This window comes from Flavobacterium sp. W1B, from assembly GCF_047344965.1.
Lineage (GTDB): Bacteria > Bacteroidota > Bacteroidia > Flavobacteriales > Flavobacteriaceae > Flavobacterium.
Genome location: NZ_CP178845.1, coordinates 476,912 through 490,352 on the forward strand (window position 1 = coordinate 476,912; position 13,441 = coordinate 490,352).

General features: G+C 33.7%; 6 protein-coding genes. 2 read left to right on the plus strand and 4 right to left on the minus strand.

Features of this window, described 5'->3' with window-relative positions; translation table 11 throughout:
• Positions 1 to 80 precede the first annotated feature (80 nt).
• Entirely contained in the window at positions 81 to 5,360 is a 5,280-nt protein-coding gene (locus tag ACMDB5_RS02175) for an MBG domain-containing protein (protein ID WP_413999384.1), read from the plus strand.
• Between the two features lie 70 nt (positions 5,361 to 5,430).
• On the plus strand, positions 5,431 to 6,264 hold the full coding sequence (locus tag ACMDB5_RS02180) for a hypothetical protein (RefSeq protein WP_413999385.1): 834 nt from the start codon (positions 5,431 to 5,433) through the stop codon (positions 6,262 to 6,264).
• A 454-nt stretch (positions 6,265 to 6,718) separates the two neighbouring features.
• On the opposite strand, the gene ACMDB5_RS02185 is transcribed toward ACMDB5_RS02180, so the two are convergent.
• From ACMDB5_RS02185 to gldJ, 4 genes are all read right to left on the minus strand, one after another.
• Positions 6,719 to 8,128, minus strand: a complete 1,410-nt coding sequence (locus ACMDB5_RS02185) for a glycosyltransferase (protein WP_413999386.1) — start codon at positions 8,126 to 8,128, stop codon at positions 6,719 to 6,721.
• Between the two features lie 436 nt (positions 8,129 to 8,564).
• Positions 8,565 to 9,641, minus strand: a complete 1,077-nt coding sequence (locus ACMDB5_RS02190; RefSeq protein WP_413999387.1) for a calcium:proton antiporter — start codon at positions 9,639 to 9,641, stop codon at positions 8,565 to 8,567.
• A 484-nt stretch (positions 9,642 to 10,125) separates the two neighbouring features.
• Complete coding sequence (locus tag ACMDB5_RS02195) at positions 10,126 to 11,412, minus strand: UDP-N-acetylmuramoyl-tripeptide--D-alanyl-D-alanine ligase (protein WP_413999388.1); 1,287 nt, start codon at positions 11,410 to 11,412, stop codon at positions 10,126 to 10,128.
• Between the two features lie 60 nt (positions 11,413 to 11,472).
• Positions 11,473 to 13,158, minus strand: coding sequence for a gliding motility lipoprotein GldJ (gldJ, locus tag ACMDB5_RS02200; RefSeq protein ID WP_413999389.1), 1,686 nt, complete (start codon positions 13,156 to 13,158; stop codon positions 11,473 to 11,475).
• Positions 13,159 to 13,441 lie beyond the last annotated feature (283 nt).

The window sequence follows — 13,441 nt, forward strand, 5'->3', positions numbered from 1 at the left end:
TTTCGTGCTTTAAAAAGTAAACTATACTTTTTTGCGCCATTTTATAGCGCCACGATAAACAAACTAAATCCTACTAACGAATGAAACAAAAATTACTTTTATTTTTAGCAATGCTATTTTTCGGTGTGGCTTCTGCGAAAAATTTTATATCCGATAACATTAATTATAATGAGACAGAAGCTAAAACTGTCGAGGCAGGTCCTAATCCTAAATTCTCGGGAGTAACAACCATAGCCTCAGTAGTAGAAAATAATGGTGTAAATTATCCCGTAACTCCATTAATAATAAATAACAATATTTTTGATAGTGTAAACCGAGCTACATGTGCATTATATGCGCCTATAGAAAGCATTTCTGATTACCAGTTGGCTTCCGTGTGGGGTAATTTCTCATCGAGAACAATTCCAATAACAGCGGTATATAGTGTTTCAGTTCTAGCAAACGGAACTTATGGTACAGGGCAAAACTTAGATTTCATTGTTAATTTTAATAGAGAGGTGATAATTTATGGATCACCACAAATAGCAATAACTATTGGCTCAACTACACGTCTGGCAACTTATATTAGCGGTTCAGGGACAGTAAATTTATTATTTAGTTATACTGTTCAATCAGGAGATAATGATGCTGATGGTATTATTATAAATTCATTATCACTTAATGGAGGTGCCATAAGGGATTTAGCAGATAATGATGCTGACTTGAATTTGAATAATGTTGGTGCTACAAAGGATATTTTAGTGAAAACTATTGTCCCAAGTGAAAACAATGTGCTTTATGTAAATAAAAATGCAACTGGTAATCAAACAGGAAACTCTTGGCAAAATGCCATCATGGAATTGGCAGATGCTTTAAGATATGCCAAGCAACAAGATAATTTTACATCAACTACACCTTTAAAAATATTTGTAGCGGGAGGTACTTATAAGCCACTGTATAGTCCAATAGATGGTGCTAGTTTTGGTACAGACCAAAATCGTGATAATACTTTTTTGATGGTCAATAATGTACAAGTGTATGGCGGATTTGCTGGTGACGAAAATACTTTAGAAGAAAGAGACTTAAGCCTAACAGTAAATCAAACTATCTTAAGTGGAGATTTGGGTATTGCTAATGATATCACAGACAATGCTTATCATGTAATTGTGAGTGCTGGCGAAGTTGGTACTGCTCGTTTAGACGGCTTTACCATTACAAAAGGATATGCAAATAGTACAGGAAGATATGTAGCAAATACTAAAGAAGCTTATAGTTGTTCAGGTGCAGGTATCTACAATTCGGAATCAAACCCTTTTTATAAAAATCTTATCATAAAAGAAAACATTTGTTTAGAATCTGGCGGTGGTATGTTTAGTTATATGTCAACACCAAATCTTCAGAATGTTACCATCCAAAACAACCAAGCTAAAGATGGTGGTGGAATGGCAAATCAATACAAGTCTTTTGCGTCTCTTCTAAATGTATCGATTAAAAATAACAATGCTAGTGAGAGTGGTAGCGGGTTGTACAATGTAGATAATTCTAGTGCAACACTTACTAATGCTTCTATTGTAGGAAATAGAGCGACAATAAATAGCGAAATAGTAGCAGGTTGTGAGTCTCAAAATTCCTCTGTAACTCTAAAAAACAGTATTGTTTGGGATGAACTTACAGGAACTTTTACGGCTCAATATTCATTGATCAAAAATAAATCGAACACGGATAATGGTAATATAGACGCCACAAACTTAACAGAAGCTAAGCTATTTAATAATGCTGCAAACGACGATTACAGTCTAAAAAACACTAGCCCTGCTGTAAATGCAGGAGACAATAACTTATATACAGGTACCCTGGCAACAGACAAAGATTTGGCAGGTAATGCACGTATTTTTGATGGCTCACCTACTATAGATGTAATTGATATGGGAGCTTATGAGTTGCAGGAAAATCTCTTTAAACCTGCGCCAACTGCTAAGTATCTAACTCAGGTGTTTGCAGGAGATGACAAAACTTTAACCAATTTACAAGTAAGTGGTACTGCCATAAAATGGTATACCGCAGCAACTGGTGGTTCAGTTTTAGCAATTACTACAGAATTAGCAGATGCCACTACATATTATGCAACACAAACTATTGATGAAGTAGAAAGTACAAAAAGAGTAGCTATTACAGCAAAACGTATTTCAGATGCTAATCAAAACATGTTGGCAGGAAGTACAGTAGCAAACTTAGTGAGCACACCAACTACAGGTAGTACAGCAACATGGTTTAGTGCAGCCAATGGCGGTACTGCTCTAAATAGTACAGATGTGTTAGGAGCAGGTATGTATTATGTAGAACAAAATACACCTGAAACTATAGAGATCTTAGGTAGCGGATTCACAGCGATTCAGGACATGGTAGTTCTAGAAGATGGCAAAATTTTGTTATCAGATGCTGAAGAAAATGCCATCAAACGTATGGATGCTGATGGGACGAATATCGTAACCTTAGGTAGTGGATTTAACTACCCTTGTCAGATCGCTGTCCAATCTGATGGAAAAATTCTGGTGGCAGATAGAAATAATGGGATGATTAAACGTATGGATGCTGATGGGACTAATATAGTAACTTTAGGAACTGGATTTAATGGTGCTACAGGAATAGCTATTCAATCGGATGGGAAAATTGTGGTAGCAGATAGTGAGAATAATCTTATCAAACGCATGGATGCTGATGGCATGAATATCATAACCTTAGCTAGTGGATTTAAATACCCTAGTAGGATAGCTATCCAAGCCGATGGAAAAATTGTGGTAGCAGATAGAGATAATAATTTGATTAAAAGGATGGATGCAGATGGGACTAATATTGAAACTTTAGGCAGTGGGTTTACTCTTCCTAATGGCATAGCCATTCAATCGGATGGAAAAATTGTGGTAGCAGATAGTGATAATGGTGCCATAAAACGTATGGATGCTGATGGTACGAATATCGTAACCTTAGTTAGTGGACTTAGGACCCCTACTAGTGCAATCATTCAATCAGATAATAAAATTGTAGTGGCAAATTTACTTGATAATGAAATTAAGCGTATAACCACGGCAAGTTCCACAAACAGAGTAGCGGTCACGGTAGATTTATCCCCAACCATTTCTACACTTTTACCAGCAGACGATGCGACAGATGTTGCAAGTGCCAATAATTTAGCAGTTACTTTTGATCAAAATGTAGTAAAAGGTACTGGAAACATTACTATTTATGATACTTCAGATGACAGTGTTATAGAAACGATAGATGTAACTACTGCTAATGTTACGGTAACTGATGCTATAGTAACGATCAATCCAACTTCAAACTTAGAGAAATCTAAAACGTATTATGTAAAAATAGCTGCCACCGCATTTAAAAACGTTGCAGGCAATACTTTTGCAGGAATTTTAGATAAAACTACTTGGAGCTTTGCAACCGAATTAAAAATAGCTCCAACAGTGACTTTTGCTGATTTTACCAAAACGTATGGAGACGCCAATTTTAATTTGGCAGCCAGCTCAAATTCCACAGGTGCTATAAGCTATGAAGTTGTAATAGGAGGAACTGGAAGTGTAACATTATCGGGAACGAATAATACTATGGTAACAATAGGCAATGCAGGAACGGTAACGCTAAAAGCGACTGTTGCTGCAGATGCAAATTACAGCGAAGCAAGTCAATCGGTTACACTTACAATTTCACAGAAAGAGATAACAGTAACAGCGACTTCAGGGCAAACAAAAGTGTACCATTCAACAGATCCTGCATTTACTTATACTGCTAGTGAAACATTAGCTACTGGAAATACTTTTAGCGGAAGCTTAAGCCGTGTTGCTGGTGAAAATGTTGGAACTTATGCTTATACTATTGGTGATTTATCTGCAGGATCGAACTATGCTGTAACGTTGATTGATTCAAATACCTTTGCTATTACAGCAAAATCAATCACGGTAACCGCTGATGCTTCTCAAACAAAAGTGTACCGTTCAACAGACCCTGCATTTACTTTTACTGCTAGTGAAGCATTAGCTTCAGGAAATACTTTTAACGGAAGCTTAAGCCGTGTTGCTGGTGAAAATGTTGGAACATATGCTTATACTATTGGTGATTTATCTGCAGGATCGAACTATGCTGTAACGTTGATTGATTCAAATACCTTTGCTATTACAGCAAAATCAATCACGGTAACCGCTGATGCTTCTCAAACAAAAGTATACGGAGCAGCAGACACTGAATTTACTTTTACTGCTAGTGAAACATTAGCTACAGGAAATACTTTTAGCGGAAGCTTAAGCCGTGTTGCTGGTGAAAATGTTGGAATATATGCTTATACTATTGGTGATTTATCTGCAGGATCAAACTATGCTATAACGTTGATTGATTCAAATACCTTTGCTATTACAGCAAAATCAATCACGGTAACCGCTGATGCTTCTCAAACAAAAGTGTACGGAGCAGCAGATCCGGCTTTTACCTATTCAGTTTCACCAAGTTTAGTAGGAAATGATACCTTCTCTGGTGCTTTAGGAAGAGTAATTGGAGAGAATGTCGGAACTTATGCTATTGAACAAGGAACATTAAATAATACTAACTACGCTATAACGTATATACCGTCTAATTTTAGTATTTCTAAAGCTAATCAAGTAATTACCTGGAATCAAACTTTGGTTTCGAATTGTGGAGAGACATCAACAAGTGTTTTAACAGCTATTTCTAATAGTGGTTTAGCGGTAAGTTATGCTTCTTCCAATACGGATGTGGTAACGATTTCAAATGATGAATTAACATTTATCAATCTTGGTTCGGCAACTGTTACAGCTTCGCAAGCGGGTAATAACAATTACAATACCGCTGAAACTATAGCATTGTCAGCTTTGAATAGCCAACCGAATTTGATCAGACAACAATTCGAGGATGTTATTTTCTTTGACAATAGTTCTAAAGAATTTAAATCTTATACTTGGTATAAAAATGGGGTTTTAGTTCTAGGTCAAACGTTGCAGTATTATAAAGAAACTGGAGGCCTAAACGGTACTTATTATGCGGTTGCAACAAAATTAGACGGGACATTAATTACTACTTGTCCATTAATTTTGTCTTCAACTGTAACAGTTGAGACCGTTAAAGTTGTTCCTAATCCTGTCAGAAGTAATGCAAGTTATCAGTTGGTTACGAATGTAAATGCTGCTCAAATGCAAAATGCCCGTATTGAGGTATTTGGTATGAATGGATCGTTGTTGGATCAAAGAACAACTAATGAAAACGAGACCACATTACAGGCGCCAGGTGTTGAAGGTATCTATGTCGTGAGAATCACTTTAGCAAATGGTAAAACGTTTACAAAAAACCTTCTAGTAAAAAACTAAATAATGGAAGAGTATGAAGTCCTCATTTTTTATAAATGGGGATGGATTATTCTGATAAAAAATAACATATATGAAATTTAATAGTAAACACATACTAGGCATTATAGTAATTCTATTCTCTACAGTTGCTAGTGCTCAATTTTACGTAGGTGTACAAACAGGAGTGGGGAATCTTGAAAGTAATGTGGCTGGAACAGTAGCCGAAACTAAAATGGGAAGAGCTGTAAAAGCAGGATATATCTATTCTTTTACAAAAAACATCGGAATTGGATCGGGAATAGAATTCTCGCAATACAAGCAAAACGTTTCTTTGACTTACTCATCTAACACACTAACGAATTATGAAGTAGATGCTTCTGGTTCAGCATTTATTTATAATGTTACTACTAGTAATTATAAAGAAAAACAAACATTGCAAGCCGTTCAAATTCCACTTTTTGTGCAATTAAAAACCAACATCAATACAGGAATTGATTTTAATTTTAGAGCAGGAGTAAAGTATTTTTTACCTGTGAGTTATAAAATAAAAGCGACTGCAGATAATGTAAATAATACTGCTTATTACCCCGATGTTAATTTGACAATTGATAATTTGCCTGAATATGGAATAGGACAGCAAAGTAGTTATTCAGCTATAGGGGAATATGAAACAAAAGGAATTTTCATGAGTTCTTTCGAGTTAGGATTTACATTCGATATCGGCAAAAAGAATGCTTTATATGCAGCAATGTTTCTCGAAAATGGATATGGAACGATACTTGACCAAGAAAAAAAGCAGTCTTATGTAGGGTATAATCCAACATCAACCACCGATAGAAAAGCGAATGGTCTGTACAGCATTGAACAAAATGCTAAAATCACGCCAGTGGCATTTGGTCTGACATTAGGATGGAATTTTAAATAAATTTATCTTCCGAAAAAAAGATACAAGGTCATAAATAATCAAGGTTTTTATATTTGTAGAAAATGGATAAAAGATCAGCATATTACTACACAATAGGAAAGTAATTTGTTGATAAGATCTATAGTACTAAATTATTTTAAACTATCAATAAAGTTCAAAATAAGTATCAGGTGTTCGATTGTAGCCCCTGACAGCCCACCAAGAAACTCCTTAAGAAATTAAGGAGTTTTTTTATGCCTACTTTTGAAGTAAATTCAAAATCTTTAAAATATTGTTTTTTTAAAAAAACTACAAGAAGGTAGCTAATCAGAAAACAAAAAAGCCATCTCAAATATTAATATTTGAGACGGCTTCTTTGTTTATTAATAGTCACAAATGACTTCTTCTTATTTGTATTCTCAGCATTTATTTTAAAGACAATATCTACTTTAAAATAAAAACTAATGTTGTTCTTTTATTTTTGTGGTAATTCACGAGTCAACCAACCACTACGTCCAGCAGTAGCAATAGCATAAGGTGAAATCCAAAACAAACCAAATGTATATAAAACACTGTACGCATAAGCCCATAATGATTCTGACAAACTGTATTTTTTAGCGTAAAAAAACACTGGGAAACTCGCAGAAATTAATATTCCTAAAAGTGTAGAACTCAAAAATAATAATGGATGCATTACAATAAAATACAACATAAAAAGTAAAAATGGATACGTCATTACAATTGATAGAAACTGATTTGTAAACAACAATCTAGTTCCGACTTTAGATTCATTTTTGAAATTTGTAAAAACAAATTTAGCCATAACTAAATTTTCACGAACATTACTTCTTCCCCATCTAATAAACATTTTATACAATCCTTTATACTTTTCTGGAACATCAGTTAGAACAATTGCATTTCGTTGGAAAAGCACTTTTTTACCTTGCTTTAAAATCATATTGGTCATGGCTCTATCTTCACCAATATCCGAAGCCTGCCCCATAAAAGTTTGATTAATCCATTCTGGAAGACATTTAAACACTGCCGTACTTCTATAAGCCGCTAAAGCTCCAGGAGTACATAAAACACTTCCTAATTGACTTTCTACTGAACGTACAAATTCAAAACTCATAACAAAACTCACATTAAGCATTTTAGGCAAAATAGCATTCTTGTTATTTAAAACACGAACATTCCCTGCTACGGCTCCACAATTTTCATCTACAATAAGTGGGCTTACTAAATTTCTTAAAGTATTAGGTTTAATAATCGAATCACTATCAATCGTTACAAAAACATCACCTGTCCCTAAATTAAATCCACGGTATAAAGCATGTCTTTTTCCTTTGTTTTCAGGTTGTTGAAAAACCACGATTTGATCTCCTAATTTATCTTTGGCTTTGTTCATCCAAGACCAAGTGTCATCTTTACTACCATCATCAATAGCTAAAATTTGCAATTTATGTTTTGGATAATCACTGTTTGCGATACTTAATAAAGTATCATAAACCAAATTTCCTTCGTTGTAAGCTGGAACAATCACAGTACATGTAGGCAATAATTCGTCAGTTACTGCTTCAATTGGTTTATATTTAAAGTACAAAAACACATTGTATAAAAAGAATGAAACTTTGAATAAAAGCAATGCTAAAGTCAGTACAAGAAAAGCCAATCCAAATGAAGAATCAATTCTGCTTTCGCGAAAGGTATCAAAATCGGGTTGCAAGAAATATACTAATGAAGCACCTGTAATCAACAACAAAATGGTCGCTGATAAAATAATTCGATTAAAAAGTACATTTTTAGAAGGAGCTATGTTAGTTGAAGTATTTATTTCTTTGTTAGTAAAAAAAGTGTCATTTGGCGGCATCGTCTGTGTTTTCATATTATTAGGAATCATCAATCTGTTATTGTTTTCTCAAGAACAAGCAATTGTTATTCCAAACAAACATCTTACTAAAATCCAAACACTTACAATTATTTTAAAATTTTAAAACTGTATAAAAATTACTCACTTAGTATACACATTACCCATTTTGTTGCCCTATTATTAGAAAAATTAGCTTTATTTTATTTCAAAAAACATTGTAATTGACAACGCTAAAAAATAAAAATGAAAAACGCTGCAAAACCGAAATTCTACAGCGTTATTCCAACAAATAATTAAAATCAGAGAAAGTTTTTAAAAATTTCTTTGATAACTTCAATAGCAAAACGGTCGCACTCCACTAATGTTTTTTCACCATAAAAAACTCCTTAAGAAATTAAGGAGTTTTTTGTGTTTGTATTTTTCTAATTGTATTTACTGTTATATGTAAGGATTACGGATATATCATAAGAAATACAAAAGCAAATAAATTGACTAGAAGCACCACTCCGTAAACAATATTAGACTTGCCTTTACTTAATGACAACATTACAGTAAACACCGATAATGCTAATAGAACAATAGATTTAATGTCGAGTCCTAGAATAATAGGCATATCCATCATAATACAAACCACCGAAACACTAGGAATGGTTAATCCAATACTTGCCAAAGCAGAACCCAAGGCTAAATTTATACTAGTTTGGAGTCTGTTTTTTCTTGCCGCTATGATAGCAGCAATTGCTTCAGGCAGTAAAATTATTGCCGCAATTATAACCCCCACCAAAGTTTTTGGCAGACTATAGCTGACAATAATACTTTCGATTGCAGGAGAAAGGGTTTTAGCCAATAACACAACAATACCTAAGCTTATGATAAGAAAAACAATACTTGTAAAGAATACCTTATTATTGATTGCTATAGGCCCAGCAACTTCTTCATCTTCATCGGGTCCAATTGTTAGGAAATACTGTCGGTATCTTCTAGTTTGCGCAAATAGAAAAGAGGAGTAGATAACGAGGCAAGCTGCAGAAGCAAAAATAAGTTGTGGTACTGAATAATACGATCCCGCAACACTTTCGGTGAAAGTAGGAAAGACCAATGTAAATACTATAATCGAAACCAGTGAAACTAAACCAATGGTCACAGAAGAAGCAGAAAAATTCTGTTCGTAATGTTTGAGACCGCCAATAAGAAGACACAATCCAATAATACCATTAAGAATAAGCATTGTGGCAGCATATACAGTATCTCTGGCTAACGAAGCCGCTTCAGAGCCTTCTGACATCATTAGAGACACAATAATCGAAACTTCGATAACAGTTATCGATATAGCCAAAATAATGGTTCCATAAGGCTCTCCAACTCTTTCTGCTATTATCTCAGAATGATGTACTGCCGACATAACACTAAGAATAAGTAGTAAGCTTGCAACAATTTGAAAAAAGCCACTGTTGTCAACAAGTCCGCTAAAAAAGAGAATCCAAGATAATATTGGAATGATAATCGTCCACTGAAGTAATTGTTTCATTTTTTTTAATAAGTAAATACTCGTAAATTAATATTTTTGCCTATAGATCTTACTCTAAACAGGCTCTTTATTTTCCCGAATATAGAATTATTTTTGCTAAAAATGACAAAAAAACTGCATTATGTTTAATTATATGCTAGTAAATTTATGGCTCAAAACAACTACTTTGAAGCTAATCTCCTTTAAATCATACAGTAAAAATCGTCAGCAAAAAAGTGAAATTTGAATTTGAATTAATGGCAATAGCATGCCATTTTAGTTCATTTTTGCATTTTTATGAAAAAAACTTCTAAAAAAGAAGGCACAAAAAAACCGCCTCAAAATGGTATCGAGACGGCTTCTTTTATTTCAGGATTACACTTTTATTTCTTTTCTAATTTGTTTCACACATTAGCTATTAGACAAAAGAGAAAATCTCGTGGACTTTTTAATGAAAATTTAGTCTAAAACATCCATCCAAAAAACTAGCGAGATTTTGTTCTTTTTAAGAAATATAATCCAATATTCTCTCTAAAGCCATTCCTCTTGATCCTTTTATAAGAATCGTTTTACTTTCAAACTTTTGCTCTTTTAAAACTTCTAAAAAACTATCAAAAGATTCAAAAAAACCAAAATTATCCTTTTTTATTCTATTGTGATAAAAATCCTTCCCGATAAAATAACATCTCAAATCTTCACTTTTAGACAGTAAATCCACAATGTTTTTGTGCTCTTGAATACTTTCAACACCTAACTCAAACATGTCACCTAAAATCGCAATTTTATTTGGCTTCTCTAATTGAATAAAATTTTCTATGGCTACCTCCATACTGCTAGGATTAGCATTATAAGCATCTAAGATTATCTGATTTGATCCTTTTGTTAATAATTGTGATCTATTGTTTTCTGGAATATAAGCTTCCAATGCCTCTTTAATAGACAAATCATCCACTTCAAAGTATTTCCCTATAGTAAGTGCCGCATTTAAATTATTAGCATTGTACAAGCCAATTAGGTGAGACGAAATTACAATGTTTGAATAACAAACCTCCACAAACGGATTCGCTTTAACAGATTTGATATTAACAGCAGCGTTTTCTTTATTTACACCAAAAGAATATGATTTTATTTTTTTTGATTTCTCTGCCTGAATCGGGTCTTCCAAATTTACGAAAGCCAATTTGTTATTTTGAGAAAGGTAATCATACATTTCACTTTTACCTTCAATAACACCTGCAATACCTCCGAAACCTTCCAAATGCGCTTTACCAAAATTTGTGATATAGCCATAATCAGGCTGAGCCAATTCGCATAAAAAAGCAATCTCCTTCTTATGATTAGCTCCCATTTCAACAATGCCAATTTCAGTATCTGAATTAAAAGACAATAAAGTCAACGGAACTCCAATATGGTTGTTTAAGTTTCCTAGGGTAGCTTTGGTTTTATACTTTTTTGAAAGCACCACTTGAATTAATTCTTTAGTGGTTGTTTTACCGTTACTTCCTGTGAGCGCTATTATAGGTAATTTTAGATATTCTCTGTGGAATTTTGCCAATTCCTGTAAAGCCACTAAGCTATCATCGACCAAAATGGTTCTTTGGTCAATGTAATAATCCGCATTATCAATTATAACAGAAGAAGCTCCTTTGCCCAAGGCTTCTTTAGCGAATGTGTTAGCATCAAATCGCTCCCCTTTTATGGCAACAAATAATGAATTCTGTTCGATCCTGCGAGTATCTATTGAAACCGAATTGCATTTTAAAAACAAACTATGAATGTAATTGATATCCATCTCAAAATGATTTAAAAAACAAAAGCCCTAATCAAAGGGCTTTTATATTTCTACTTAAAATTAATTTCTTGGTGATTTTCTTTTTTCGGCTTTAGGACCTACTCTTGACATAGCGTTTCTAAATCCAATATAATCTGTAGCCATATCTTGAGGAAAATACCTTCTTTGCGCAGGATCTAACCAATAAGCTCTATCTCTCCAAGAACCTCCTTTATAAACTCTTACTTTATCATTTATTAAAGTAGTTCTCTTGCTTGACTTATCGTATTTTCTAACCATCATTCCTAAACTGTCAGTAGTAACATTGTGTCTAGGGGAGTTATACATATTTTTATCATCTTTTCCTTTATCTGTATCCGAGTCAGAACCCCCAAAATTATAATACTTAGAAGACTGTCTATCACCGTCTCTATAACCGATATTATCGCTCTTATCAAAATTTTGTCTCAAATAAGTTTCTTGTTCATCAACTGGAACTTGTGCAATTTGACCTGGAAAGTTCCTAGCTATTATTTTTCCGTTACTTAAGGTATCATATTTAATATTGTCTTTAGTAACAATTTCGACTTTACCATCTTTTCCAATTTTGTTTTTGGTATAAAGGTTTCCTCTAAAATAATTGAAATCGTTGCCTTCGTTATCGATTATTGGTCTATAAACGTCAGCTACCCATTCGGCAACGTTTCCTGCCATATCATATAATCCAAAATCATTTGCTGGATATTTTTTTACTGCATTTGTAATATCAGCTCCGTCATCAGACCATCCAGCGATACCACCGTAATCTCCATTTCCTTGCTTAAAGTTAGCCAACTGATCTCCTTTACTCTGTCTTTTACCAGAGCGAGTATAACCTCCAGACCAAGGATATTTCTTTTGACCCTTGTAAATATTATATTCTCTCTGACCAACATCTGCAGCTGCTGCATATTCCCACTCAGCCTCCGTAGGAAGTCTATATTCAGGTAAAATAAGTCCCGAAGAACGTTGTGCATATACATTTTTTGGCTCAGAAACAGTTCCATCTTTTGCAGATTTAGAACTTTTTTTATTGCCTTTAGTGTTTTTTAGAACAATATCTTCATTACCACCACGAGCTAATGTTGGTGCATTTAAGTAGGTTTCTGTGTTAAATGAATTTTCTGCAGAAACATCATCTGTCTTAGCATTTTTCTTAAGATAACCGCTCTTTTCTAATATTGCTTCATTTACACGATCCGTTCTCCATTTGCTAAATTCAACTGCTTGAATCCAATTAACACCTACAACAGGGTAATCAGCATAAGAAGGATGTCTTAAATAATTATTAGTCATTGTTTCATTATAACCCAATCTATCTCTCCAAACTAAAGTATCTGGAGAAGCTCCCTCATAGATATGTTTATAATTATCCTCTGTTGGTGGAAATACATTTTTCAACCAATCTAGATATTCCAAATACATGAAATTGGTAACTTCAGTCTCATCCATATAAAAGGACTGAACGTGTTGCTGTGTTGCGGTATTATTCCAATCATGCATCACATCATCTTCTACTTTACCCATGGTAAAAGTTCCACCTTCAACAAAAACTAATCCAGGACCAGCAACTTGTTTTTTATTAGCTAAAGCTTTTTTACCATCTACATTCCAACCAGTAGCCTTTGAAGCACTTTTTGAGCTGGATTTTTTACTACAACTGGCAAAACCTATAATCATTAATAATGATAACATCAATCGTAAAGCCATAATCTTGTTTACTTTCATACTCTTTGGGGTGATATTTTAAGTGACGCAATATAATAATTAACCATTAACTCGCAACACCATTCGATATAATTTTAATCTGATAATTTATACGCAATAGAACATACAAAATAAACGCAAATTTATACTTTTTATTATTTATTTGCATATCAAATGATAAATTTTTACATATAATACGATTTTCCCAAAAAACATCACTAAAGAAAAGTACTGCAATTTGATTAATCTCAAAATACTTGCTGTTTAAATCCAAAGTAGAAAAACGACACAAGCATTGAATATC

Coding starts and splice junctions, on each gene's coding strand:
- ACMDB5_RS02180 (WP_413999385.1), top strand. CDS start 5,431: ATGAAATTTAATAGTAAACACATACTAGGCATTATAGTAATTCTATTC.
- gldJ (WP_413999389.1), bottom strand. CDS start 13,158: ATGAAAGTAAACAAGATTATGGCTTTACGATTGATGTTATCATTATTA.
- ACMDB5_RS02190 (WP_413999387.1), bottom strand. CDS start 9,641: ATGAAACAATTACTTCAGTGGACGATTATCATTCCAATATTATCTTGG.
- ACMDB5_RS02175 (WP_413999384.1), top strand. CDS start 81: ATGAAACAAAAATTACTTTTATTTTTAGCAATGCTATTTTTCGGTGTG.
- ACMDB5_RS02185 (WP_413999386.1), bottom strand. CDS start 8,128: ATGAAAACACAGACGATGCCGCCAAATGACACTTTTTTTACTAACAAA.
- ACMDB5_RS02195 (WP_413999388.1), bottom strand. CDS start 11,412: ATGGATATCAATTACATTCATAGTTTGTTTTTAAAATGCAATTCGGTT.